21 protein-coding genes, 1 tRNA gene and 3 pseudogenes are annotated in these 26,605 nt (G+C 50.2%); 11 read left to right on the plus strand and 14 right to left on the minus strand.

Annotation, left to right across the window (positions count from 1 at the left end; translation table 11 throughout):
- Positions 1–42: 42 nt before the first annotated feature.
- Entirely contained in the window at positions 43–2,556 is a 2,514-nt protein-coding gene (copA, locus tag LU633_RS09550; RefSeq protein WP_016193059.1) for a copper-exporting P-type ATPase CopA, read from the minus strand.
- A 1,163-nt stretch (positions 2,557–3,719) separates the two neighbouring features.
- Here copA and cueR point away from each other — a divergent pair.
- A complete protein-coding gene (gene cueR / locus LU633_RS09555; protein WP_016192230.1) occupies positions 3,720–4,109 on the plus strand; it encodes a Cu(I)-responsive transcriptional regulator in 390 nt (129 codons plus the stop codon).
- Between the two features lie 727 nt (positions 4,110–4,836).
- Here cueR and LU633_RS09560 read toward each other — a convergent pair.
- From LU633_RS09560 to tesA, 5 genes are all read right to left on the minus strand, one after another.
- A complete protein-coding gene (locus LU633_RS09560; RefSeq protein ID WP_016192229.1) occupies positions 4,837–5,286 on the minus strand; it encodes an NfeD family protein in 450 nt (149 codons plus the stop codon).
- Positions 5,283–6,197: an SPFH domain-containing protein gene (locus LU633_RS09565; protein WP_016192228.1), complete on the minus strand. Its 915-nt coding sequence runs from the start codon at positions 6,195–6,197 to the stop codon at positions 5,283–5,285. The genes LU633_RS09560 and LU633_RS09565 overlap by 4 nt, the downstream gene beginning before the upstream one ends.
- Before the next feature lie 116 nt (positions 6,198–6,313).
- Entirely contained in the window at positions 6,314–7,171 is an 858-nt protein-coding gene (locus LU633_RS09570) for a co-chaperone YbbN (protein WP_016192227.1), read from the minus strand.
- A 53-nt stretch (positions 7,172–7,224) separates the two neighbouring features.
- A complete protein-coding gene (locus tag LU633_RS09575; protein WP_016192226.1) occupies positions 7,225–8,022 on the minus strand; it encodes an SDR family oxidoreductase in 798 nt (265 codons plus the stop codon).
- A 31-nt stretch (positions 8,023–8,053) separates the two neighbouring features.
- On the minus strand, positions 8,054–8,677 hold the full coding sequence (tesA, locus tag LU633_RS09580; RefSeq protein WP_016192225.1) for a multifunctional acyl-CoA thioesterase I/protease I/lysophospholipase L1: 624 nt from the start codon (positions 8,675–8,677) through the stop codon (positions 8,054–8,056).
- Here tesA and ybbA point away from each other — a divergent pair.
- Positions 8,648–9,334 carry a putative ABC transporter ATP-binding protein YbbA gene (ybbA, locus tag LU633_RS09585; RefSeq protein ID WP_016192224.1) on the plus strand — a complete coding sequence of 229 codons (687 nt, stop codon included), beginning with the start codon at positions 8,648–8,650 and terminating at the stop codon, positions 9,332–9,334. The genes tesA and ybbA overlap by 30 nt on opposite strands.
- Complete coding sequence (gene ybbP / locus LU633_RS09590) at positions 9,331–11,748, plus strand: putative ABC transporter permease subunit YbbP (RefSeq protein ID WP_016192223.1); 2,418 nt, start codon at positions 9,331–9,333, stop codon at positions 11,746–11,748. The genes ybbA and ybbP overlap by 4 nt, the downstream gene beginning before the upstream one ends.
- Positions 11,749–11,885: 137 nt before the next feature.
- On the opposite strand, the gene purK is transcribed toward ybbP, so the two are convergent.
- The 4 genes from purK to ppiB all read right to left on the minus strand — a co-directional run bounded on the left by purK (position 11,886) and on the right by ppiB (position 15,781).
- Positions 11,886–12,968 (minus strand): 5-(carboxyamino)imidazole ribonucleotide synthase, encoded by a 1,083-nt coding sequence (purK, locus tag LU633_RS09595; protein WP_016192222.1) that lies wholly within the window; start codon positions 12,966–12,968, stop codon positions 11,886–11,888.
- Complete coding sequence (purE, locus tag LU633_RS09600; protein WP_016192221.1) at positions 12,965–13,474, minus strand: 5-(carboxyamino)imidazole ribonucleotide mutase; 510 nt, start codon at positions 13,472–13,474, stop codon at positions 12,965–12,967. Before purE ends, purK begins: the two co-directional genes overlap by 4 nt.
- 1,087 nt (positions 13,475–14,561) lie before the next feature.
- Positions 14,562–15,287 (minus strand): UDP-2,3-diacylglucosamine diphosphatase, encoded by a 726-nt coding sequence (gene lpxH, locus LU633_RS09605; protein ID WP_016192220.1) that lies wholly within the window; start codon positions 15,285–15,287, stop codon positions 14,562–14,564.
- Positions 15,287–15,781 carry a peptidylprolyl isomerase B gene (gene ppiB / locus LU633_RS09610; protein WP_016192219.1) on the minus strand — a complete coding sequence of 165 codons (495 nt, stop codon included), beginning with the start codon at positions 15,779–15,781 and terminating at the stop codon, positions 15,287–15,289. The genes lpxH and ppiB overlap by 1 nt, the downstream gene beginning before the upstream one ends.
- Before the next feature lie 222 nt (positions 15,782–16,003).
- On the opposite strand from ppiB, the gene cysS reads away from it, so the two are divergent.
- A complete protein-coding gene (cysS, locus tag LU633_RS09615; RefSeq protein ID WP_016192218.1) occupies positions 16,004–17,395 on the plus strand; it encodes a cysteine--tRNA ligase in 1,392 nt (463 codons plus the stop codon).
- Between the two features lie 166 nt (positions 17,396–17,561).
- Positions 17,562–18,602, plus strand: a complete 1,041-nt coding sequence (locus LU633_RS09620; RefSeq protein ID WP_046371813.1) for an IS481 family transposase — start codon at positions 17,562–17,564, stop codon at positions 18,600–18,602.
- A 168-nt stretch (positions 18,603–18,770) separates the two neighbouring features.
- On the opposite strand, the pseudogene LU633_RS09625 reads toward LU633_RS09620, so the two are convergent.
- Positions 18,771–19,729: pseudogene (locus LU633_RS09625) on the minus strand (IS630 family transposase).
- Between the two features lie 845 nt (positions 19,730–20,574).
- Between LU633_RS09625 and LU633_RS09630 the strand changes: the two are divergent.
- Positions 20,575–21,353 (plus strand): annotated as a pseudogene (locus LU633_RS09630) (IS5 family transposase); the annotation flags it as partial.
- 342 nt (positions 21,354–21,695) lie between these two features.
- On the opposite strand, the gene ybcJ reads toward LU633_RS09630, so the two are convergent.
- Complete coding sequence (gene ybcJ / locus LU633_RS09635) at positions 21,696–21,908, minus strand: ribosome-associated protein YbcJ (RefSeq protein WP_016192215.1); 213 nt, start codon at positions 21,906–21,908, stop codon at positions 21,696–21,698.
- Entirely contained in the window at positions 21,908–22,774 is an 867-nt protein-coding gene (gene folD, locus LU633_RS09640; protein ID WP_016192214.1) for a bifunctional methylenetetrahydrofolate dehydrogenase/methenyltetrahydrofolate cyclohydrolase FolD, read from the minus strand. Before folD ends, ybcJ begins: the two co-directional genes overlap by 1 nt.
- Before the next feature lie 179 nt (positions 22,775–22,953).
- On the opposite strand from folD, the gene LU633_RS09645 reads away from it, so the two are divergent.
- The 5 genes and pseudogenes from LU633_RS09645 (at position 22,954) to LU633_RS09665 (ending at position 25,745) form a co-directional block, all read left to right on the plus strand.
- Positions 22,954–23,030: transfer RNA gene (locus LU633_RS09645), tRNA-Arg, on the plus strand.
- 164 nt (positions 23,031–23,194) lie between these two features.
- Positions 23,195–23,862 (plus strand): annotated as a pseudogene (locus LU633_RS09650) (tyrosine-type recombinase/integrase); the annotation flags it as partial.
- 60 nt (positions 23,863–23,922) lie between these two features.
- Positions 23,923–25,043 (plus strand): IS3 family transposase gene (locus LU633_RS09655; RefSeq protein WP_152664191.1). Its coding sequence is split into 2 segments (ribosomal slippage): positions 23,923–24,181 and positions 24,181–25,043, totalling 1,122 coding nucleotides; the frame shifts between segments, so codons are not numbered across the junction.
- Positions 25,044–25,086: 43 nt separating this feature from the next.
- Positions 25,087–25,275, plus strand: coding sequence for a hypothetical protein (locus LU633_RS09660; RefSeq protein WP_016192211.1), 189 nt, complete (start codon positions 25,087–25,089; stop codon positions 25,273–25,275).
- A gap of 143 nt (positions 25,276–25,418) precedes the next feature.
- Positions 25,419–25,745 carry a hypothetical protein gene (locus tag LU633_RS09665; RefSeq protein WP_016192210.1) on the plus strand — a complete coding sequence of 109 codons (327 nt, stop codon included), beginning with the start codon at positions 25,419–25,421 and terminating at the stop codon, positions 25,743–25,745.
- On the opposite strand, the gene LU633_RS09670 is transcribed toward LU633_RS09665, so the two are convergent.
- Entirely contained in the window at positions 25,742–26,551 is an 810-nt protein-coding gene (locus LU633_RS09670) for a DUF4225 domain-containing protein (RefSeq protein ID WP_016192209.1), read from the minus strand. The genes LU633_RS09665 and LU633_RS09670 overlap by 4 nt on opposite strands.
- Between the last annotated feature and the right edge of the window lie 54 nt (positions 26,552–26,605).

Consider the following 26,605-nt stretch of genomic DNA (forward strand, 5'->3'; position numbering starts at 1 on the left):
CATGCTAGCGCTAAAGCTGACAGAGGACCAGGCGAAACGCACTTAAGCAATGGCTGGGGGCCGGTAGCGGAGAAGCCGGTTAGCATTGCTTACCACGGTCACTGACGACAACGCCATTGCGGCCGCTGCAACAACCGGACTGAGTAATGTGCCGGTGAAAGGCCAGAGCACCCCGGCTGCAACGGGAATGCTCAGAGCGTTATAAATAAAAGCGCCCAGCAAATTTTGTTTCATGTTACGCAACGTTGCTTTCGCTATCGCCAAACCATCAGCAAGCGCGGTCAAATCGTGGCGCATCAGCGTCATACCAGCCGTTTCAATGGCTACGTCACTGCCTCCACCCATAGCAATACCTACATCAGCCTGGGCCAGCGCAGGTGAATCGTTAATACCATCACCAATCATTGCCACCCGAAACCCCTGCTGTTGCAATCTGCGAATGGCCTCAGCCTTACCTTCAGGAAGAACATCAGCAATGACCTTTTCAATTCCGGCTTCCTGCGCGACAGCAAGAGCAGTGGCCCTGTTATCACCGGTTAACATCATCAGTTGATAACCACGATTTTTCAGTCGTTTCAACGTTGTTATGCTGCTGTCTCGTAGCGGATCGCGCACTGAAAACACCGCTTTTATTTTGCCGTTTGCAGCCAGTAACACAGGCGTAATACCTTTGGCTGACTGGGTGGCTATCTGTGCGGCTGCTTCCGTAATAGCAATATTCTGTTGTGACAGCAGCATACTGTTGCCAAGCAGCAGGGCTGTTTCACCAATATTACCGCTCACACCCTGACCGGGCAGGGTGCGGAACTGACTGATTTCAGGCAGGTCAATGCCCTCTGCGCGATGACATATGGCGCAGGCCAGCGGATGCTGTGAGCCTTGCTCCAGCGCGGCAGCCCAACTGAGCGCCTGCGATTCAGTCATATCGTCAAACAGGGTGATATCGACAATGTGCGGCGCGCCCTCGGTTAAGGTGCCCGTCTTATCAAAAACCAATACATCGAGGCTGCTGGCGCGTTGCAACGCATCCGCATCACGAATCAAAATACCGGCCTCCGCAGCCCGCCCGACTCCCGCGATGATCGACATCGGAGTGGCAAGGCCCAGTGCGCAGGGACAGGCAATCATTAAAACCGTCATGGCAACCATCAGCGTGTAAACAAGCTGAGGTGCGGGACCAAGCAGATACCAGATTAATGCGCTACACATGGCGATGATTAACACGCCCGGCACGAAAACAGCGGCTATCCTGTCGGCCAGCCTGCCTGTTTCGGGTTTACTGCTCTGCGCCTGGCGCACCAGATTGATGATGCGCGACAGGGTGGTGTTTTTGCCGACAGCGCTGGCGATAAATAATACGCTACCGTCCTGCACAACGGTGCCTGCATGTATATTTTCGCCCGTGGATTTCTCTTGTGGCATAGGTTCGCCGGTTAACATGGCTTCATCCAGCCATGCCCGACCCTGAACGATCATACCATCCACAGGAACCCTGTCGCCGGTGGCCAGTCGCAGCGTCATGCCGGGCGTGACGTCACTTAATCTGATTATGTTCTCGCCGCCCTCGGTGACCACTCTCGCGGTTGCCGGGGTCAGATCCAGCAAATGTTCAAGCGCCTGCGAGGAGCGCTGCCGCGCCCGCTGCTCCAGCATATGACCGAGATTAATTAATCCAATAATCATTGCGCTGGCTTCGTAGTAAAGATGGCGGGATGCTGGCGGAAAAGCGGCAGGCCACAAGGTGACTATCGTTGAATAAACCCATGCGGCAGTGGTTCCCAGCGTCACCAGAGTATCCATGGTCGTGGTTTTTTTCAGCAGGCTGCGCCAGGCATTACGATAAAAATGTCCCCCTGAAACCACCATCACCAACAGCGTCAAAAAGCCTGACAGCAGCCAGTGGGTACGATTACTCTCGGTCAGTACCATACCATCGCCGACCATTCCCCAGATCATAAGAGGAACGCCCAGCGCCAGTGCCAGCGCAGTCTGCCAGCGGAAACGACGTATGGCCTTGTCAGCGGCCTGCTGCTGTTTTTTACGGCGCTGTCGATCGTCTTCAACGATCTCTGCATCGTAGCCCGCACGTTGTATGGACTCAATTAATGCGCCTGCTCCGGCATCACCCGTGACCAGAGCCGTGCGTTCAGCCAGGTTCACTCGCACACGGCTAACGCCGGGCACAGCAGTCAGGGCTTGTTCGACACGCGTCACGCAGCTGGCACAACTCATGCCGTCAATAATTAAATTAGCGCTGTTTTCTGACTGTGCCGGAAGCTTATTAAGGTCCACTTCCAGCGCTTCCGGCGCGACGTCTGGTACCGTCAGTGGCTCAGACTTTGGGAGCGGGTTTTCTTCTGTCTGAGAAGCGTGATAGCCAGCTTGCTCAACCACGGCAATCAGGGCTTGTGCACTTGCCGTACTAAGGATGCGTGCTTCACTGAAGCTGACCTCAGCGTGTCCTACATCGTCTCGCTTTTCGAGAAATTCTTTGACTCTTTTAATGCAGTGGCCGCAGGACAGGCCTGTGAGCGTAAGGACGGTAGTATGTGACATAAATCCCCCATTCTTTGGTCTGTACTCTGACAGACATAAAATTAAACCTTCCCGTAAGGGGAGGGTCAATATGCTGTTTTCCCCGCCGATCCCTGCGTGTCGGCTTTTTTATATTTTTTTATTCAGATACCATGAGACCGAACTGGTTTTTGCTATTTTATTTTTTATCAAAGGGTGCTTTTTTATTACGTTTTAATGTGATTTCTTTAAATGAAATTTTATGCTTTTAAACTTGATTGCTTGATTGCTTGATTGCTTGATTGCTTGATTGCTTGATTGCTTGATTGCTTTTGGGCGTAAAGCAATCTGTGAATTCTTTCGATTTCACAATAAATAGCTGGGCGAAATAGCACTCCACTATTGATCGTCCATGAATGTTCAAGTGTTGAAGCTGTTTTCTCTGCCTTAACGTGCATCGTTATTATTGTGACCGCTGCCAGTTTTCAGAATACCCGGTTTACCGTCTCTCATCTCTGGACTGGGATTTTATCGGCAGAGTGCCGCGCCTTGTTATGTAAAGTGACATCTGGCTGAAACGGGAATTAAGGGCCAGCCACTGCATGGAGTCTCCGGGAGCAGGTACGCTGTCACGGACAACCAGGTGTCAAAGTCATTTTATCTGCATTACAACGCGCCATCGAAACGTAAAAACAGATGCCCACATGAAAGAGCGTTCAGCCAGAAAATAGGCGGGGGAGCCTGGTTGATATTTACCAATGCGTGGCGCTTTCAGTCACAAGAAATCATGAGGCTGCATGGGGGAGAATGCAGATCGAGCAAAACTTCCCTGATGAAAAAGTGAGCATGACGGATTCGGGCTCCGCGCCAGTTACCGTCATTCAGCAGGCCGCATACTGGTGCTGAACCTGTTTTCCACTTTTGCGATAGTTGTGGTGTGGCTGTCATGCTGAAAATAAATAGCTTTACCTGAAGTATCAGGCTAACAGTATGATATAACGAAATATTATTCCGTATTGGATGTTAGCGGAGAATGTCTGAGACAGCGTTCGCTAATGGTCAAATTAACTGAAGCGGATACAATACGTAATCGCCTGCCAAAACCTGACGAAACAGGGTGATGATATAGTAGCGATGGTTTTGTGGGGTTTCATCACCTGGCATGGGGGTTATGAAAGCTCATCTGTTTAACGTAAGGGGGTAATATGAATATCAGCGATGTGGCTCGTAAAACCGGGCTGACCAGCAAAACGATTCGTTTTTACGAAGAAAAAGGGTTGGTTACTGCTCCGCAAAGAAGTGAAAACGGTTATCGCTGCTACACTGAAAAACATCTTGAGGAACTCATACTACTACGTCAGGCACGACAGATTGGATTTAATCTTGAAGAGTGCAGGGAAATGGTTTCTTTATTTAAAAACCCGCGACGTCACAGCTCAGATGTTAAAGCGCACGCCCTGAATAAAGTGGCTGATATTGAAAAACAAATCAACGGACTAATACAAATGCGCGAGCGTCTGCTGGCACTGGTTGATCTTTGTCCCGGTGATGATAGTGCTGACTGTCCGATAATTAACAGCCTGAAAGCAGACTGAGAGTAAGTAATAAAAATATTGTCTGAACGGGTTTTCTGCGTCGCGTGCGTTGTTATTTGCGGACATATCGTTTACTGCGGGTTTAGCCGCCTGCTTAAGGGTGCTGATATCGTTCCTTATGTTGCAAGGTCATCACGATTTGAAAGATGGACTCAGGTAATTTGCCTGGCGGCAGTACAGACGTAAATTTTTTGACCCAGAGATTCAGGCGTTGCGGTCAGTACTGATTCTGTGTGATCTTACTCGTCCACGCAGCAGTTCTGCATATGTCGATATAGTGATTTTTACAGGGGTGTTCCGCCCTGCATAATCCATAACAGTCTGTCTAAGCTGAATGCCCTTATCTCCCCTTTGTAATAAGGCTGCTCAATCTGCATTGGTGAGTTTCATGTTGTACCTTGCAGGTTTATGACGTAAATAAATCCCTGGTGAAATTAGTAATGCCCCGTCGCAGATAATCTGCCTGATTAAGTGAATGCCGTATGTGTATTAATGCAGGGCGGGTCAATGTTATCAGGCGGTGTTCCGTAATCGTTTTGATACAACACCGCCGGGTGATGATTTGTGCAAAAACGTTTTTGAAGATAAATGTGCTCTCAGGCGCTTTGTGCTCCACCAGAGATGATATTTCACCGGGATTAACTTCGGTATACGCAGAGGGGCTTAAGGGGCATATACCTGCCCCGATAATAACAAACCTTACGGCGAGAACATGCTCAGGCAGGATTTATATACTTCTTTCAATCTGCAAGGTTATTCCTTCAACCGTGACCACAACCACCTTAGTACCTGCGGGATAATCTTCCTTTGCCTGTACTCTCCAGCTGCCATCGTCAATTTTGACGTGGCCAATTCCGTCGATCAGGGCATGTTCCAGCGTGAATTTTCTTCCGCTGTACTGATGACCACGCTGATTAAGACTGGCGCGTGGTTCAAAGTGATAACGGCGTTTAAGCCAGTGATACCAGGCGAGGGCCGAGATGATAGTAAGCAACGCAAAGCTGATACCCTGCCATTCCCATGTGACTGGCAGCAGCCATACCAGAAAGCTGACCAACAGGGCCGCCACGCCGCTCCACAGCAAATAGCCGCCAGCTCCCAGCATCTCAGCGGCCAGTAACAGGCAGCCCAACGCCAACCAGAGTAGCCAGGGATTTGCTAATAATTCGCCCGTCATTTTTGTCGATCTTTTTTTGTTTCGTTGAGTAACTCGGAAATCCCGGCAATGGAACCCAGCAGACTACTGGCATCCAGCGGCATCATCACCATTTTGCTGCTGCTGGCGGTACCGATATGCTGCAGGGCGTCAGTGTATTTTTGTGCCACAAAGTAATTAATGGCCTGTATATCACCAGCCGCAATGGCATCTGAGACCATTTTCGTTGCCGCCGCTTCCGCCTCTGCACTGCGTTCCCGCGCCTCTGCCTGCAGGAATGCTGATTGTCTTTCTCCTTCTGCCTTAAGGATCTGCGCCTGTTTATCTCCCTCTGCACGCAAAATTGCTGCCTGACGGACGCCCTCCGCTTCCAGAATATCTGCACGTTTAGTGCGTTCCGCTTTCATCTGAGCATTCATTGAGGCCGTCAGCTCGGCCGGAGGACGGACATCGCGTATTTCAATACGGGTAATCTTCACACCCCAGGGATTCGTTGCCTCGTCAACTATACGTAGCAGCCGGGTATTAATGTTGTCGCGCTGGGACAGCATTTCATCAAGTTCCATCGAGCCCAACACGGTGCGCATGTTGGTCATGGTCAAATTAACGATGGCCAGCTCCAGATCGCTCACTTCATAGGCAGCGCGCGCCGAATCGACAACCTGAGTGAAACAAACGGCATCAATCGTTACGCTGGCATTGTCTTTGGAAATAATCTCCTGCGAAGGAATATCAAGCACCTGTTCCATCATGCTGATCTTACGGCCAATACGATCCATAAGAGGCACCAGTAAATTCAGTCCGGGTTGCAGTGTTTTGGTATAACGCCCAAAGCGTTCTACCGTCCACTGATAGCCCTGCGGCACGATTTTGACGCCCGACCAGACGACGATAAGGGCAAGGATGATAATGACGGGAATGACAGTCAGCATATAACCTCCAGATTGTTGATGTAATTGGCCGAAAAATTCCCTTCGGCTATCGTGCATATTGCTGTTTCTGGCAATGCAGTGCAGCAACTGCACTGCTATTCATGTTGCTAATTTAGTTAGTAAAGTAACGCATAGAGTTTTCTGCGATATTGCGATGCCAGTGCGTCCCCGGTTCCCAGCGCGGCGAGAATTTCCTGTAAAATTTTACGGGCCTGCCCGTCAGCTGCACTCAAATCGTTCTTTAAAAAGCCAAAGAGCAGCGCCAGCGCTTCCTCGTTACGGCCAACCTGGTGCAATTGTAAAGCCAGCTTTGTCGCCAGTTCAGCATTGTCCGGATCCGCGTCAATTTGCTGCTGAAGTTGCTGAATTTCAGGGGTGTCAGCAGCCTGTTTTAACAAGTCAATCTGTGCGATAAGGCCATGATAGCGTGTATCTTTATCCTGTAACGGCACCACATCCAGCACAGCCTGCGCTTCATCACTCCGGTTGAGTGTAATCAGCGCTTCAGCCAGCAGGAAACCCATTTCGCTGCTTTGTTTACTCAACTGCCAGGCTTCTTTCAACAGTGGCAACGCCTCCAGCATTTTGCCTTCCTGCATCAGCTGCATACCCTGTTGTGCTTTAAGCTCTTCCTCTTTTGGCAGGACTTTGTGCAGCAGCGTGCGGATAGCCTCTTCCGGTTGCGGCCCCTGGAAACCATCTACTGGCTGGCCGTTCTGGAAAAGATACACGGTTGGAATTGAACGTAAGCCAAACTGTTGTGCGACAGCAGGTTCAGCATCGCAATCCAGTTCTGCCAGAACAAACTGGCCAGCATACTCCTGTGCCAGCCGCTCAAGCAGCGGGGTGAGTTCCTGACAATGTTGGCTGCGGGCAGACCAGAAATAAAACAGGACCGGAACCTGCATGGACTGTTCCAGGGTCTGGTGCAAATTGCTTTCGTTAATGCTGATAATGGCAGCTTGTGATGACATGGATTCTTCTCTTCAACAGGGGTTCTTACTTTATTGGGGCGCTCACAGAGGCTTCAAGGTTTATCGACGTTATCAGCCGGTTTACCGCGCAAAATTCGATCCAGCATCCAGCCGGGAAGTAAACGCCGCAACAACGTCATTGCATGAGCGACCAGCGTCACGGGATAGCGTAAACGCGGGTGGCGGCTTTCAAGAGCATGATGTAGTTTAGGTAAAATTACGTCCGGTGTCAGGGCAAATCGGGCCGCAATGCCAGGGTTCTTTACTGGCCGCGCCCGTTGTGTCTGATGCACATTATCTGTAAAAAAGGTTTTAATCGGGCCGGGTTCAATCAGGCTGACACGCACGCCGCTGCCGTACAGTTCCATACGCAAGGCATCTGACCAAGCCTCAAGCGCATATTTGCTCGCTGCATAAGCCCCCCGGCCCGGCGTCGAGATCACTCCCAGAACTGAACTGGTGTTGATAATGCGTGCATTGCCGCTTGCCCGTAATGCAGGGAGCAGCAGAATAGTGAGTTGATGAGTGCCAAACAGGTTGGTAGCGAACTGCTGTTCTATTTGTTCGCGGCTGATGCACTCCAACTGCCCGTAAACACCGTATCCGCCGTTATTAAACAGCGCGAACAGCCTGTTATTACTTAAGTTAATAATCTGTTCGGCCGCCCGGGCAACGCTGTTACGATCGTTAAGATCCAGTTCGATGCCGATAAAACCGAGTTGATTCATGCGCCCGACATCTTGTGGCTTGCGGCACGTAGCGAAAACGCGATATCCCCGCTGCAGCAAATCGTTAGCGGCGGTCAGTCCGATACCGCTCGAACAGCCAGTGATGACAATGTTTTTTTGCATAACTTTACCTGTGGATAATCGGTGAAGCCCGTTACTCATGCTTTACTAGCGGTACCAACGCTTTTGCCATGAAGTCAGCAATAAAGGGTTGAGCGTCGGGGGCGGGGTGAATGCCATCCTGCTGCATCCATTCAGGTTTCAGGTAAACCTGCTCCATAAAAAAAGGCACCAGCGGAACCGCAAATTCTTTAGCCAGCCTAGGGTAAATGTCGCTAAAAGACTGAGTATAACGTCTGCCATAGTTGGCGGGTAACCGAATTTGCATTAGCAGAGGCTGTGCGTCTGCTGCCTTGATTTGCATAATGATTTTACTGAGATCTTCTGCAATGTCCTGTGGTGGAAAACCACGTAAACCGTCATTGCCCCCAAGCTCAATCAGGACCCAACGCGGTTGATGCTGCTTAAGCAAGGGAGGTAAACGCGCCAGCCCCTGCGTCGCAGTATCGCCGCTTATGCTACCGTTAACGATTACGGGAGATTTTTGCCATTTATCGTTAAGCAGGGCAGGCCATGCAGCGGTTGCAGACATCTGATAACCGGCGCTGAGACTGTCGCCAAGAACCAGTAACGTATCCGCTGCCGTTGCACGGAACGTCATCAGTAACATGACAATCAGGAAAGGATAATGCCAGCGGAAAACATTGTTGAAGTTCATCGTCTTAGTAAGTCCGTCGGTGAGGGTGAGCATCAGCTTTCTATCCTTACCGGAGTTGAGCTTGTTGTCAAACCAGCGGAAACCATTGCCCTGATTGGCGAGTCAGGTTCGGGTAAATCCACCCTGCTGGGTATTCTTGCCGGTCTGGATGATGGCAGTGATGGTGAGGTTTTTCTGCTGGGTGCTCCTTTGCATCAAATGGATGAGGAGCAGCGGGCGGAACTGCGGGCGAAAAATATCGGTTTCGTTTTTCAGTCGTTTATGCTGGTGCCCACCCTGAACGCGCTGGAAAATGTACAGCTTCCGGCGCTGTTGCGTGGGGACAATGACCGGCAATGCCTTGAACAGGCACGCAATTTACTGACCCAGCTTGGGCTGGCTGAACGTCTGCATCATTTGCCATCGCAGCTTTCCGGCGGCGAACAACAGAGGGTTGCGCTTGCCAGAGCCTTTAGTGGTCGCCCGGCACTTTTGTTTGCCGATGAACCAACCGGTAACCTCGACAGAAAAACGGGCGATCGTATTGCTGATTTGCTGTTTTCTCTCAATCGTGATTTTTCCACCACGTTGATTCTGGTCACGCACGATGAACATCTGGCGGCGCGATGCGACCGGCGGCTGCGGGTTCGGGATGGCAAACTCTGGGAGGAAGCATGATCTGGCGTTGGTTCTGGCGCGAGTGGAAATCTCCTTCGCTGCTGATTGTCTGGCTGGCATTAACGCTGGCTGTCGCCTGTGTACTGGCACTGGGTTCTCTGAGCGACAGGATGGAGAAAGGGCTTACCCAGCAGAGTCGTGACTTTATGGCAGGTGACCGGACATTACAAAGTTCGCGTGAAGTGCCGCAGGCATGGCTGGATAAAGCCCGTGAGGCTGGATTGCAGGTTGGGCGTCAGTTGACGTTTATGACCATGACGTTTTCGGGTGATGTGCCGCAACTGGCCGCGGTAAAGGCGGTGGATGACCTTTATCCCATGTTCGGTAAGCTGGTGACCCGTCCTCCAGAACTGAAACCCGCGGAAGGAACGGTGCTGGCAGCACCACGCCTGTTGGCATTGCTCAATCTGAAAGTGGGCGACAATATTGACGTTGGGGATACGACACTACGCATCGTCGGTGAAGTTATTCAGGAGCCGGATAGCGGCTTTAACCCTTTTCAGACTGTACCAGGGCTGCTGATGAATCTGGCCGACGTGCAAAAAACCGGTGCGGTGCAGCCCGGCAGCCGCCTGACCTGGCGTTATAAATTTTCCGGTACGCCCGTGCAGCTGGCAGGCTATGACCGCTTTATCGAATCCAATATTAGGCCGGATCAGCGCTGGATCAGCATTGATAATTCAGACGATGCGTTGGGTAAGTCTGTGCAGCGGGCCCAGCAGTTTTTGCTGCTGTCCTCCCTGTTAACGTTGATGCTGGCCATTGCCGCGCTGACTGTGGCAATGAGCCATTACTGTCGAAGTCGTTACGATCTGATCGCCGTACTGAAAACGCTGGGTGCTAACCGAGCGGCCTTAAGTAAGTTGATTGTCGGGCAGTGGCTGGCGGTATTACTGCTGGCGGGCGTGTCTGGCAGCCTGATGGGGGTAGGTTTTGAGCGGGTTTTGCTGAAAATGCTGCAGCCGGTTCTGCCCGGCGTATTACCGGCTGCAAGCGCGTGGCCCTGGCTGTCGGCAATGGGGGCGCTGTTTATTATTTCATTTATGGTGGGAGTGCGCCCCTATCGTTTACTGCTGGCAACGCAGCCTTTGCGGGTGTTGAGAAGAGATGCCGTCGCCAATATCTGGCCGCTTAAGTATTACCTTCCGGCGATGGCGCTGTTGGTGGTTGCAATGCTGTCCTTGCTGGTAGGAGGCAGCAAGCTGCTGTGGGTGTTGGTGGGGGGGATTGTGTTGCTTTCATTACTCTTAGGTGGTATCGGCTGGCTGGGACTAAAGATGCTACGGCGTCTCTCCATACGCAGCCTGCCCTTTCGTCTGGCGGCCATGCGCTTGCTGTGTCAACCCTGGACCACTCTCAGCCAGCTGGCGGCGTTTTCTTTTTCTTTTATGCTGCTGGCGCTGCTGCTGGTCATGCGTGGCGATCTGCTCGAACGCTGGCAACAGCAGCTTCCTTCGGACAGCCCAAATTACTTTTTGCTGAATCTGACCCGGGATCAGGTGCCCCAGGTTAACAGTTTTTTGCAGCAACACCATGTTGAACCACAAAGTTTTTATCCTGTCGTCAGGGCGCGACTGACGGAAATCAATCATCAACAGGCTGATCCCTCACGCGATAATGCACTTAATCGGGAACTGAATCTGACCTGGCAGGACAGACTGCCAGACCATAACCCACTGACTGCGGGCAATTGGCCACCGCAAAAAGGCGAAGTGTCAATGGAGGTGACCCTGGCAGAGCGGCTTGGCGTCGGACCTGGGGACACCCTGACGTTTACTGCTGATACGCAGACATTTTCGGCAAAAGTGACCAGTCTGCGCAAAGTGGACTGGGAGAGTCTGAAGCCGAATTTTTTGTTTATTTTTCCGTCTCACGTGCTGGACGATCAACCCCAGGCCTGGCTGACCAGTTTTCGACTTGAGGGTAATAGTGAACTGCTGGCCCAGCTCAATCGACGGTTTCCGACCCTGAACCTGCTGGATATTGGCGCGATCCTGCGGCAGATAGACCAGGTGCTGGCCCAGATTAGCCGGGCAATGGAGATTATGGTGGTATTGGTGACGGCCTGCGGGGGGCTGCTGTTGCTGGCTCAGGTGCAGGTTGGCATGCGTCAGCGCAGGCAGGAGCTGGTGGTCTGGCGCACGCTGGGAGCCAGTAAAAAGCTGCTACGGGCAACTCTATGGTACGAATTCGCCTTGTTGGGACTGGTTTCCGGCGTTGCGGCGGCCATTGGCACAGAGGTTGCACTGTGGGGACTACAGCGTAAGGTTTTTGATTTTCCGTGGCAGCCGGATTTTCTGCTGTGGATTACTTTGCCGTTGGCTGGCGCAGTGCTGTTGTCGCTGTGTGGTGGCTGGCTGGGTGTCCGGTTGCTGAAGGGAAAAGCATTGTTCCGACACTATCACTCCGACTGACAGGAAAATCGGCATGGGTCGCACCGCCTGCCACTCAGGATGATGCAGAAAAAAGAAACCGCCTCTGGCAGAAGAGTATCCAAAAATGTCGATCTTTGTCGATAAGGATATCGTTCACCGACGGGCGGTTTTTTCGATCAGTGACGCTGACCGTTTTGCAATCTTTCTGCTGCCCAGGCAATGCCGCTGGTATACTCTTCCGGTAGTATGGGCACCAGCGCACTGAGCGCAGATTGCAGAGCTGGCGTACTGACATCTGACAGATTCAGATGGCCAACTTTACGGCCAGGGCGCACCTCTTTTTCATACCAGTGCAGGTGTACCAGCGGCTGGTTTAGCCAGTCGATATTGACCGCCGTCCCGATCAAATTAACCATGACTGAAGGGACACTGACTACCGGCTCAGGCAGTGGCAAATTCAGAATAGCGCGCAAATGAAGCTCGAACTGGCTAATGGATGCGCCGTTTTGTGTCCAGTGACCGCTGTTATGCACGCGAGGAGCCAGTTCATTGATCAGCAATCCCTGCGGTATAACAAAACATTCCATTGCCATCACGCCAACATAGTTAAGCTCATTCATAATTGCCGACAGCATGGTTTCAGCCTGCTGTTGCTGGGTCCTGTCGGGGGTGGGCAGTGCCACGCTGGTGCGCAGAATGCCTTCCTGGTGCAGATTGTGCGTAAGCGGATAGAACACCGTATTACCATTTTTTCCACGGGCGCCAACCAGCGATACTTCCCCTGAAAAATGAATACCTTGCTCAACAATGCACTCCCCGTAACACTCTGCGGGTAGTGTCCCGGTTTCATCCGCATGTAAACGCCATTGCCCACGTCCGTCGTAGCCACCCGTACGTCGTTTGACGATGGCCAGCTCCCCCAGCGTGGCAAATACCTGTGCCCAATCATCAGCATGCGTCAGCAATTGCCAGGGTGCCGTGGGCAAATTCAGCTGATCCAACAGCTGTTTTTGCGTCAGGCGGTCTGCCAGTAGTGGAAAAATATCACGGTTCACAAAGGCATCATGATCTGCCAGTTCACGCGTCAGCGCAGTTTCCGGCCAACGTTCAATTTCTGCGGTGATCACGCTTTGCGCGATGGGCAATGCTTCTGGCTCGGCATCAAGCCCTACGGGCCAGACGGCAATGCCCAGCGGCTCACCTGCCTGACGCAGCATCCGACCCAGCTGGCCGTTCCCTAATACACAAACTGGCTTCATGCATCCTCCCTGGGGTCCGAATTATTAAGCACTTCGTCTGTCTGCGTCTGGCGCCAGCTGGCAAGACGTGAAGCCAGTTGCTTATCGTGCAGAGCCAGAATTTGCGCGGCCAGCAGTGCAGCATTGGCCGCACCGGCTTTGCCAATCGCCAATGTACCAACTGGAATACCGCGCGGCATCTGCACGATAGAGTAAAGGCTATCCACGCCGCTCAGTGCCGCGCTTTGTACGGGCACGCCCAACACGGGCAGCAAGGTTTTTGCTGCCAGCATACCCGGCAGGTGTGCTGCTCCCCCGGCACCGGCAATGATCACCTGAAAGCCATTTTCCAGCGCCCCTTCGGCAAAACTAAACAGTTTATCTGGCGTACGGTGTGCTGAAACCACTTCGCAATGAAAAGGGACGTCAAGGCAGGTGAGAATTTCCGCGGCAAATTGCATGGTTGCCCAGTCACTTTGGGAGCCCATAACAATAGCGATGCGGGCCGGTGCGGCATTGGAAGACATGCGGGTGAGACTCCTGTGATTGTGCAAATATCATCTGTCAGCCTGACAGGCCATCAGACGGGGAGGGCAGAGAGAATATCATGACTGCACGATGAGGAAAACGGTTGCGTGGGTCGAAATCCGCCAGCATGCATGAACGAGCGACATGCCTGATATTGCGTAATAACGGGAAAACAGCCAGGGATGTTTTATCTGAACCAGTCATTGGTTGTGGGCGTCTCACCTTTTAGAACGGCATAATCACCGTTTTGCCACGGCTAAAAGGACAAGTTAAAAGGCGCATTTTCGCTCTGAAAATTGCAGCGACAAAGCTCTGTTATGGTTTTATGCAGCGTAGCTTCATATCGACTTAAAGTGGATACCCCTGTGAATAATGACAACATTCCAGCCGGGAAGCTATTTTGAAAAAAACATCAAAGGCGCCAGACAAAAAAAGGAAAAGTCACGGGGAGACAGATCTCATCTTGCCGGAGAAAACCGTATTTTTTGATGATTAACCCACCACCGGTGAACCTGTTGAGGATAAAAACAGCCTGAGGAGAGACGGGCATTTTCACTTCTGCTGCTGTTTGATTCGAGGGGGTAGCTCTGATCGATAATACGTCTATTCAGCGCGATGTTGGCACAGGGGTCGCCAGCGATAAACAGCGGTACGATCAGGTAATTTTGCGAATTAAGACGATCAGACTAAATTTGCAGCTGACATTCTTTTACGAGCTGGCGCAGCGCATATCATCATCCAGATGAAAAAATACGGCATCCCGCGAATCCTGGCCGGCCACCCGGTTGGATGATGTGACAGGCTGAAAATCATTTTTCCATCACGAGAAGTGTTTAATGATTCCAGATTGGCCAATTGCCTGACGACTATCCCTCTGCCAGTCAGTTTTCTCTCCCGCTGCCGAAGGGTACGTTTTTTCCCGCAGTGACGACAGGACGCAGATTGGGGAAAACATCTCGCCAAACGATATCTTCACTCTCCAGAATGGCCGGGTTGGCGGCGTAAAAAATCACGATGTTGCAAACGAGACTGAAACCGTGTCAGTTCAGATGTAGTCAATGACGCAGGAAAAAGATGTGGTTGAGGCTAAAAGGCGAACGTAATAAGTTCAGCGCCTGCCGGTGTCACATGGATCATTGAGCCTTGCGTATGCCATGCTCCCAATACCAGACGTTCTGCAGGGTGTCCATTGACTGTCAGCTGATGAATGGCCGGACGATGCGTGTGGCCGTGGATAAGACAGCAGGCATCATGACGTGTCATGGCCTCTACCACTGCATTTTGATTGACGTCCATAATCGCCATAGTCTTGTCGCGATTAGCCTGCTTGCTGTCAGCGCGCATTCGGGAAGCAATTCGCTTACGCACAAAAAGCGGCAAAGCAAGAAACAGCCTCTGAAGCCACGGCTGGTGAACCTTGTGGCGAAAACGCTGGTAGGCGTCGTCGTCCGTACACAGTGTGTCGCCATGCAGGATTAATATACGCTCGCCGTAAAGCTCCAGCGTTTGCTCCTCTGGCAACATCGTCATCCCACAGGCATCGGCATAGGCTTTTCCCAGCAGAAAATCACGGTTTCCGTGAATAAAATAACAGGGGACGCCCGAACGGGTTAAGGCCAGCAGACCGTTGGCGATTGCAGTGTGCAAAGGCTGTGGCTCGTCATCGCCGATCCAGGCTTCAAACAGGTCACCCAGGATATACAGCGCATCTGCCTGACGGGCCTCGCCTTGTAAAAAAGCAAGAAAACCGGCAGTAATAGCCGGTTCTTCCACACACAGATGGACATCTGCGATAAACAGCGTATAAGACATTATTCGCTGACGGTCACTTTCTGAATAACCACATCTTCTTTAGGAACATCTTGGTGCATTCCGCTGCGGCCTGTTGCGACTGCTTTGATCTTTTCCACTACGTCCATGCCTTCAACCACTTCGGCAAACACGCAGTAGCCCCAACCCTGCAGGCTTTCATCACGGAAGTTCAGAAAGTCATTGTCAGCTACGTTGATAAAGAACTGTGCAGTAGCGGAGTGCGGAGCCTGAGTGCGCGCCATCGCCAGCGTGCCTTTGGTATTTTTCAGACCGTTATTGGCTTCGTTACGGATTTCTTCTTTTGTCAACTTCTGGTTCATGCCGGGTTCGAAGCCGCCGCCCTGAATCATAAATCCATTAATAACGCGGTGGAAAATGGTGTTGTCATAGAAACCTTCACGACAATAATCCAGGAAGTTTTTAACGGTAGCAGGCGCTTTATCATCAAAGGTTTTAACAACGATATCGCCATGATTCGTCTGGAAAGTGATCATAATTTCATCCTATGAGGGTGGAGATAATTAAACAATGCGCCAGTGCCGCCACATTACGGCTTTGCAGGCGTAAGCAGTGCGCTTTTATATCATAAAAAGCGAGGCAGAGTCAGTATGACCGACGGGTATTGCCCTGTTTGGCATGGCGCTCTGCTTAACAATACGTCAGAATAAGCGTTTAACCTGAAATCCCCACGTACACGATAAAAACGGAACGTTTCAATGCTTAAGATTTTCAACACCCTGAGTCGTCAGAAAGAGGAATTTAAACCGATTAATGCCGGACAAATCGGTATGTACGTGTGTGGCATTACCGTTTACGACCTTTGTCATATTGGCCATGGACGCACTTTTGTTGCCTTTGATGTGGTGGCTCGTTACCTGCGTTTTCTCGGGTATTCTTTGAAATATGTCCGCAACATCACCGACATTGACGACAAAATCATTAAGCGCGCCAATGAAAACCAGCAAAGCATCCAGCAATTGACCGACACCATGATTGCCGAAATGCACAGGGATTTTGCGGCGTTAAATATTTTGCCGCCGGATGCTGAACCTCGGGCAACCCAACATATTGACGATATTATCGCCCTGGTGAGCAAGTTGATTGAACATCAGCATGCCTATGTTGCCAGTAACGGTGACGTGATGTTTTCAGTGGAAAGCGATGCAGATTATGGCTTGTTATCCCGCCAGGATCTGGAGCAATTGCAGGCGGGAGCACGCGTGGAAGTGGCTGCGGATGTGAAGCGCAATCCGATGGATTTCGTACTGTGGAAAATGTCAAAAGCGCATGAGCCGGGCTGGCCTTCTCCCTGGGGAGAGGGTCGACCGGGCTGGCATATTGAATGTTCAGCCATGAACTATAAACAGCTGGGTGAGCATTTTGACATTCATGGCGGTGGCTCAGACCTGATGTTTCCTCATCATGAAAATGAGATTGCCCAGTCATCCTGCGCCCACGACGGGCCTTATGTGAATTACTGGATGCACTCCGGCATGGTAATGGTTGATCGTGAGAAAATGTCGAAATCGCTCAATAATTTCTTCACGGTGCGTGATGTGCTTGCGCATTATGACCCGGAGACGGTGCGTTATTTCCTGATGTCCGGGCACTATCGCAGCCAGTTGAACTATGGCGAGGATAATCTTAAGCAGGCCCGTGCTGGTCTTGAGCGTCTCTATACTGCGCTTCGCAATACGGATGTCTCTGTGGAGGCCTGCGGTGGTGAAAGCTTTGAAGCCCGCTTTCGCGAGGCAATGAATGACGATTTTAATACGCCAGAAGCGTATTCCGTGCTTTTTGATATGGCACGGGAGGTCAACAGGCTTAAGATGGAGGACGCTGTTTCTGCTAATGGTCTGGCGGCAAAAATGCGGCAGCTGGCAGGGGTATTGGGACTGCTGAAACAAGATCCGGCTTCATTTCTGCAGAACACAGGATCGGATGGTGCTAATGATGAAGTCGCTGAAATCGAAGCGCTGATTAAAATGCGTAACGACGCGCGTAAAGAGAAAAACTGGTCTCAGGCCGATGTGGCAAGAGATAAGCTAAACGCGTTAGGTATTATTTTGGAAGATGGCCCACAGGGAAGCATCTGGCGACGTAAATAAGGTTATGCAGGGCAGTTTTCCAGGGTGAAAGGATAATGCCGGAATTTTTTTCCGGCGTTTTATTTGTATTAGTCGCGACTTGATCTGACACTGGACCTTGAAAGGTTGAGAGTTACCGGTTTTGATATGGGTGTCTAATCCTTAAACAAAACGCGAGGTAACTCTCATGATTCATACTAACAATCCCATCATCAAACACAAAGCCGGCCTGCTCAATCTCGCCGAAGAACTCGGTAACGTATCAAAAGCCTGCAAGATCATGGGCGTGTCACGCGACACGTTTTACCGTTATCAGGAACTGGCTGCTGAAGGCGGCATCGATGCGCTGATTAACCAGAACCGCCGCGTCCCCAACCTGAAGAACCGCGCCGACGAAGCCACTGAACGCGCTGTTGTTGAATATGCCGTTGAGTTCCCGGCCCACGGGCAACACCGGACCAGTAATGAGCTGCGTAAAAAAGGCGTGTTTATCTCCGGTAGCGGCGTGCGCTCCATCTGGCAACGGCACGACCTGGAGAACTTCCGTAAACGCCTGAAGGCACTTGAGGAAAAGGTCGCCAGAGAAGGCATCGTGCTTACCGACGCTCAAATCGCAGCGCTGGAGAAGAAGGCCCACGATGACGAGGCCAGCGGAGAAATCGAAACTGCTCACCCGGGTTATCTCGGGTCGCAGGACACCTTCTACGTGGGCAATCTGAAAGGTGTGGGTCGTATCTACCAGCAGACGTTCGTGGATACGTACTCGAAAGTGGCACACTGCAAGCTGTATACGAGTAAAACGCCGATCACCGCCGCAGACCTGCTCAATGATCGCGTACTGCCGTTCTACGAGGCTCAGGGACTGCCGATGCTGAGGATCCTGACCGACAGGGGAACGGAGTACTGTGGTAAGGTGGAGCAGCATGATTACCAGCTGTATCTGGCCATCAACGATATCGACCATACAAAAACGAAGGCGATGTCTCCGCAGACGAACGGCATCTGCGAGCGCTTCCATAAAACTATTTTGCAGGATTTTTATCAGGTTACGTTCCGTAAGAAGTTATACGAAGACCTGGAGAGCCTGCAAACGGATCTGGACAACTGGTTGTGGCATTACAATAATGAGCGAACTCATCAGGGAAAAATGTGCTGCGGGCGTACGCCAATGGCCACGTTACTTGATGGTAAACGAGTCTGGGCAGAAAAAAATCTGAACCAGATGTAATCTGACAGACACCTGTATAAATAACCGGTAACTGTCAGATCAGGTCTGAGCTAGTACATTTTATTGCTGACAAAAATCACGTCCCGTGTGCGTGTGCGTCAACTGCTTTCGGTACGGCCTTATTGTTTTTTATTTGAATTGGGCAGTAAATAGCTGCGCCTGATACCGCTACACTTTTGCCAGACCATGTTTCCCGCCGGGGAAGGAGCTTGCCGTTTCCATAAAGTGACGAACTTTTTTCAGCAGTGGCCACATTGAACGGCACTGATCATTCCCGGTTATCGTGTCGTGAAGCGCCTGCCATAACCGTTCAACGCGGTTCACCCACAGCGGGTAAATCACGCTGAACTTCACGGTTCTTGTGGATGATGCCGTTATCAACGATCAGTGTAACTGTTTTTGCACACCGGTAACCTGCCTCCAGGTGCTTAAACAGGCTGATAAACAGCGCCGAACTTTTGCTATTACCGCCAACGTAGCTGACTTTACCTGTGCCACTATGCCGTGCGCCTGCCAGAGAGTATTTTTTTGTTACCACCCGTTTTTGTTGTCCGAGGACCTGCCAGTCTGCACCGATTTTTGGGCTGAGATGGATATCCACCTCATCTTCGTAAAACACAGGATGCTCCCGGCTGCGCTTCACCCGCGCCGTGTTTATTGCCGCCATTTTCTCTTCTTTGTGTGGGGTGCGGACCTGCGCCACACCACACCGCCTGTCGGCAGCCAGCGACGGACTGTCCCGGCATGTAACTGACAGCCGGTTATCTCGTTGATTTTTATTGCCAGAAGCGCAGTGCTCCAGTGTGAACGCTGATAACCAGAATCACCGGGAAAGTGCTTTATCAGTTCACGTAACAATGTGCAGATATGTTCGTAAGGCCAGCGGCGGGAACGCCCGGCGGATAAAGATTTCAGACCTTCAACGCCCGGCCGGGTAAACCAGTTAATCCGGCGTCCGGCAGATGAACGGGGCAGCAGAGTGTTCTGGTGGCATCGCTGACACGGTCTCCCCGGTGCAACATCAGCATGGCGATCAGTCTGCGGGCATAATTTTTATCGCGGGTTTTATGGATGGTTTTCTGCATCAGGCGTCGTTCACTGCGGGGCAGTGGTGCGATGACCTGCATCGCTCAGTCCGGTTGGTGATTTGTTTTGGTTTGGCGATTGCTCAGATCGCACAATCCGGGCTGAGTTCCTTCAAAGTGATCGACTATCCGGCGTTGCTATTCAGAATGTATGAGATTTACCGGGCATTTACAGACAGCATTAAACCAAGCTATCGCCGCGGACGGAGCGTGCAGCTGTCTGGTTTTTTGCGAAACCTGACGAGATATAACCATCACTGGACTATGAATCAGGCAGCGGTATGGATGCAGTTGATACCAGCCATTTTTCGATCATTCGCAGAGTATGATAATGGTGACCAGGATTATTTTTTGATGAGCATGGGTCGCGCGATGGGAGGGAGATGATGGAATTTCCAGGCCTGACACAGGATTATGTTGAAGATACGCTTAATCTGAGCATTATTTGTAAGGTCAGGCCCAGAACCCGACTGTATGAATTCGGCGGCAGAATTCACGTTTGATAGTGAACTGACGCCTAAACCCGGTAACGAGTTCACTTATGAAATGTAAGGGTTGTCGGCCTGGGCAGGAGGAGAGGCCGGACGCTAATAACGTTTGATGGTGAAGCGATTGAAGGTAGCATGCTGATGCCTGGGGCCGTGACATATACGATAACCCCATTGCATGAGGACAGCAGGCCGATTATTTGAATTATTCGTTCGAGATGGTCAGGTGACTTATTGGTTATAACAGCGTGGAATATAGTGGTTTGTTGGCTCTTTTTGTCTACTTATTATCCTGTAAAATTCATAATAAATTTAGATGTATAAGTTTTGTAAGTATTTAGACGCTGTCCCAAAAGGCGTCATCGTATAATGCATCCCGGTCATATCTGAGGGCAAAGTATGGCAGGCGGTAAAGGGCAGATTAGCGATGAACTCCGGGACAAAATCGCTCCGCTTATCCCGGAACACAAAACCCGCCATCCTCCGGGTACGCGCCGAAAACGTGTTGATAATCGGGCCGCAATGAACGCCATTTTCTTCGTCCCCAGCACAGCCTGTCAGTGGAATGCACTCAATGCCACAGGGATAGGTTCATCAGCTTCTGCACCCCGGCGCTTCCGGGAACGGAGAGACGCAGGTGTCTTCGGGCGTTTCTGGCAGAACGGATCACTGGCCTGTGGACACCCCGGACTGCTCATGGATGGCGGTATGACAACATCACCGCTGCCCGGGACAAAAAAAACAGGACGCAACCCCACGTACACAGGGAAACAGGGCGTAAAGCCCAGTCTGATGACAGATACCGGGGGCTTCCTCTGCCACGGGTCGTCGCAGCAGCAGACAGGCATGACATCAAACTGGTGGCGGACACACCCGGTGCTCTTCAGACGGGATGCCCGGGGCAAAAACCCGGACTCTGCCCGGACAAAGGCGACGAAGCGCCCGGGCAAAACAGACCGGTTGAGCCGTCGTGACGAGCCTTATATCCCGCCCCGTAAAGAGGAATGAGATGCCAGTAAAACCACGAACTTCAGGGCCCGTCGCCGGGTCGTCGGGAGGAGGCACAGCCGGATGAACCGGTTTCGCCGGGTCCTGACCCGACAGGAAAAGACGCCTGAGAATGACGGGGCCTTTTGCGTTTTTCCTGTGGTCTTATTGTCTGGAATAACGTTCTGTTGAGGCAGGCTTTTAGTCCACTGTTTTTAGTTACCCCTAAAAGTGCAATAAAAATCGCCTTTGGCAACGGCGGCTTTTAACTTAGCGTATGTTTAATAGCGAAAATATTAAAAATTTTGGTTTATTGTATTATCCAGGGTTTAAATAGCAGGCAGGCGTTTATTTTCACCGTAACAGCGCCTTCTTTTATGAAAGAGTCATTTTATCATTACAATAAAATAACGTTCTGGTGAAGGTTTGTTTTCTCTGAATCTATAGAAAACGGATATGCGTTTATTTTTGGGTTTTTAATCCACCTTCAGAGACAAAAAACCACCCTCTATTATGAAGGTGGAGTCTTGCTTTCACGCTATAACCTTAACGGACATTCCTTCAAACCCTACCTGCTGCCCTGCAATAATTTTACAGCGTTTACGGGTTTCAACATGTCCATCGACCTTAACCTGACCGGCGGCAATAACTTCTTTTGCTGCTCCACCGCTCTCCACCCAACCCTCCAGCTTGAGAAGGTCGCACAGGTCGACGTGGTGATGCTTACCCAAAGAGAATATTGCCATTAATGCGCTCCTTTATCGTTAAGTTCTTCACAGGCTTGCAACGTATTTTGAATCAGTGTCGCCACAGTCATGGGGCCTACGCCTCCTGGCACTGGCGTAATAAAGGCAGCGCGCTTCACCGCTTCATCAAAATCCACATCTCCGACCACCTTGCCGTTGTCCAGCCGGTTGATACCCACATCAATGACGATTGCACCGGGTTTAATCCACTCACCAAGGATAAAGCCCGGCTTTCCAACGGCTACAACCAAAAGATCGGCATGTTCTACGTGGTGGCGCAGATCTTTGGTAAAGCGGTGTGTTACGGTGGTGGTACAACCTGCGAGAAGCAGTTCCATACTCATTGGCCGACCAACAATATTGGATGCCCCAATGACTACTGCGTTGAGGCCATAGGTATCGATATTGTATCGTTCCAGTAGAGTAATTATGCCTTTTGGCGTACATGGGCGAAGTTTAGGGGCGCGTTGACAGAGTCGGCCAACATTATAAGGATGGAAGCCGTCTACATCCTTAGAGGGCGAGATATGTTCCAGTACCTTAACGTAATCGATATTGGCCGGAAGAGGTAACTGCACTAAAACTCCGTCAATGGTGTCGTCATGATTTAACTGATCAATCAGTGAGAGAAGTTCCATTTCGCTGGTCGAGTCGGGCAGGTCGTAAGAATGGGATAGAAACCCTACCTCTTCGCAGGCGCGCCTTTTACTGCCAACGTAAATCTGCGACGCGGGGTCTGCACCGACCAGCACAACGGCCAAGCCTGGAGCTCGTTTCCCCCTGGCGAGGCGCTGCTGTACTTTTTCTGCAATCTCTTGTCGTACCTGCTGCGCAATCGTCTTACCGTCAATAATCTTAGCTACCATTAGAGCGTGGATCCATCTGTGTTGAGTTGAAACGGGCAATGGTGCCTATTTTGTCAGAAGCACAAGCAACTGTCAGGTACAGTTTCAGGGGGCGATGCTCAATAGTGCAGCAACAGAATGATTGACCGGGTAAAATCGTTGACTCCTGGGGATCGCACCGTATAATCTGACGACATAATGCGCCCTTAGCTCAGCTGGATAGAGCACCGGCCTTCTAAGCCGTAGGTCACAGGTTCGAATCCTGTAGGGCGTACCATCTTTTCTTCTATCAACATCCTTTCTAGTCTACTTTTTCCTTTTAAATCAGAATATAACACTTCTCGATGGTCCAGTTTGGTCCAAGGTCACCTATTGCGTTCTTGTTTCAATTGGGGGCAGGATGGGGGGCATTGCCAGGTTCAATCAAATGGATGCCCCCAAATGAAGCTGACAGCCCGACAAATTGACTCTGCTAAGCCGAAAGAAAAGTCATACAAACTTGCCGATGGTGCGGTATGTATCTGGAAATTTTTCCCAATGGAACAAAAAGTTGGAGGCTTAAGTATCGGATTGCAGGTAAAGAAAAACGTGTAGTGTTTGGCACCTATCCATTGCTTACCCTTGCTGAAGCCAGGATTAAACGATCTGAAGCTAAGAAACTCTTGTCAGAAGGTGGTGACCCAAGTCAGCAAAAACAGGATATCAAGGCCGCGAAAATTATGGCTGTCAGCAACAGCTTTGAGCTTATCGCTCTTGAATGGCATGAACATAAGAAACCTTTCTGGTCTGAGGGCTATGCTGATGACATTCTTGAATACCTTAAGAAAGATGTTTTTCCCTACATAGGCAGAAGACCTGTTGCTGAAATCAATGCTAAGGAGATGCTCGATGTTCTTCGTAAAATGGAAAATCGTGGTGTTCTTGATAAGCTGAAGAAAACTCGCCAGGCATGTCGTCAAATCTTCACATATGCAGTAATTTCTGGCAGAGCAGAGCATAATTCAGTCTCAGATCTGGTAGGTGTTCTGAAAGCACCAAAACAAAAACATTTTCCTCATCTTTCAGTAAATGAACTGGGTGAGTTCCAAAGGCAACTGGAGACCTGCTCCCCGTTGATTAATACAGCGCGATGTTAGTAATGTCTTCATAAGTCACATGAGGACATCCCCATGAAGAAGCGATTTTCCGACGAACAGATCATCAGTATTCTCCGCGAGGCCGAAGCCGGGGTTTCGGCCCGGGAACTCTGCCGCAAGCATGCTATTTCAGACGCTACCTTCTACACCGGGCGCAAGAAGTTTGGCGGCATGGAAGTCCCCGAAGTGAAGCGGCTCAAGTCACTTGAAGAGGAGAACGCCCGCCTCAAGAAGCTGCTCGCTGAAGCCATGCTGGATAAGGAGGCGCTTAAGGTGGCTCTGGGCCGAAAGTTCTGACGACAGACCAGAAGCGGGAAGCCGTGGAAGTCATGTGTGAGATAACGGGTCTGTCGCAACGTCGTGCCTGCAGGCTGGCCGGTCTGTCCCTTTCAACCTGCCGTTATTCGGTTCAGCGTCCGGCTGCTGACGCGCAACTATCTCTGCGTATCACAGAGCTGGCACTTGAACGTCGCCGATTTGGTTACCGGCGCATCTGGCAGTTATTGCGTCGGGAGGGCCTTCACGTCAACCACAAGAGGGTTTACCGCATCTATCACCTTAACGGTCTCGGTGTAAAACGCAGGCGACGCCGTAAGGGTCTGGCGACTGAGCGGCTTCCGCTTCTCCGCCCGGATGCGCCGAACCTGACATGGTCGATGGATTTTGTCATGGATTCACTTGCCAGCGGCCGCCGGATTAAGTGCCTGACCTGCGTGGATGATTTCACGAAGGAGTGTCTGACGATCACCGCCGCTTTCGGTATTTCAGGCGTTCAGGTCGCACGTATTCTGGACGGCCTCGCGCTGTTTCGCGGCTATCCGGCAACGATAAGAACCGATCAGGGCCCGGAATTTACCTGCTGTGCGCTCGAACAGTGGGCTTTTGAGCATGGTGTAGAACTGCGACTTATCCAGCCGGGTAAGCCAACACAGAACGGATTTATTGAGAGTTTTAACGGACGCTTTCGGGATGAATGCCTGAATGAGCACTGGTTCAGCGATATTCTTCATGCCCGGAAAATCATTAATGACTGGCGGCAGGATTATAACGAGTCCAGACCTCATTCATCGCTGAATTACCAGACGCCGCTTGAATTTGCAGCATGCTGGCGAAACGGGAAACATGAAGAAAAACCAACCGACATTACTAACTGAAGGTTGTATCTAATACTGGGGGCAGGTCAATACAAAGAAATGTATGGGAGTTTTACATATCCAATACTATGATGGTTTAGAGAATGATATTGCCAGCTTTAAAAAAGACGAATTGATTATTGTTACCGCAAAAATCGGTAGTTTTTCGGATTTAAGTAACTGGTCGCAGTATACTGAAAACCAGAACTTTACTACCGTAATTGATTTAACTGGTGTTGTTTCCAAGCTATAAGGCATATAATTAAATGCGGGATTTTACATCCCGCCAATTCCTCTTGATTTCCTTCTTCAGCATAAAAAAACCTTTATAAAAGATGAATTCCTTAACTGATTCTCATAGGTTATAATCAGAGTAAGTGATGAAGGAGATGAGCTATGAAAGAAACAATTACGAGAGAAGAACTTAAAAATTATGGATTTACGGATAACCAAATAAATATCTTACAGGAATACTCTGACAAAGATGACAAGCCTTTTATAACTCTTCTGGAAGAACTAAAAAAACGATTTTATGCCGGAGTGCTTTTAGTATCTTTGATGACTATCGCTTTATTGGTATCCGTCCTCAACTATGACAATGGTCATCTTATTGGTTTCGTCATAGTTTCTATTATTTTATATACATCCGTAATATTTTTGATCCCAATGCAATTTGGGTACAAAGCAATGAAATACTTAAAGATAAAGAAAAATTCTCTTTAATTATTTTCATTTCTTCCTGTATGAAGGTCATACATCAGCTTCAATTTAGGCCCATTACTGACAATTTTTAGAGCAAGAGAAACTTTGCTTATATTGTTAAAGTGACGGGCATAATCGCTTGGTATGTTTCTGAACAATCTCCAGGCATCGGGCTTAACAGTAAACTTCAATAGTCCGTATGCTGAAAGTCCTACATCCATTGCTGTGTAAGCTTCCCTGCCTGTAGTTGCATCGAAACCAAGGAATTCAGCAGAAGCAATATAGCCCTCTTTAACCAATCCAGTATGTTCTTTCTCGCCTATTAGCGAGTAAACACTTTCCTCAACAGAGTTGGCCCCGTGCATAACCAGGAACAGCCCTGCTCCGGCACCAACAACATTTCCGCTGACAAAGGAAGCTACAAAGATTCCAACACCTGTTACAACCTGAAAAGCTCCAGTTACCACCCCTATACCGTTGATGATGTAACCCAGTTCGTTTTGATAACCTTTGACCAATTCTACTGAAGCATGAACTACGGCTTCACCGCTTCTGAGCATCCGGTCCTGAATTGACAAGTAATCTTGCTCAATCTTTAGATTTTGAACACATACCTGGCACTCATTTTCAGATTTTGAATTACGTATTGTATGAATCTGATTATCAATAAATTTCTGGATCTCATTTTGAAACTGCAATCTGGCAAAACCATCCTTAAGATGGATCGCTGAGATAAAATTTGCTTGGCTAATTAACTGATTAGCCTCGGCATTTGCCATGACTAAAAAGTAATTTAGGAATCTGTTTTTATCGAGGTAGTTGTCCATGCATTTGCCCTGTGCGATTATAGATCCAGTAATATATTTAAACAGATTCAGTTG

The organism is Erwinia tracheiphila, assembly GCF_021365465.1.
GTDB classification, from domain to species: domain Bacteria; phylum Pseudomonadota; class Gammaproteobacteria; order Enterobacterales; family Enterobacteriaceae; genus Erwinia; species Erwinia tracheiphila.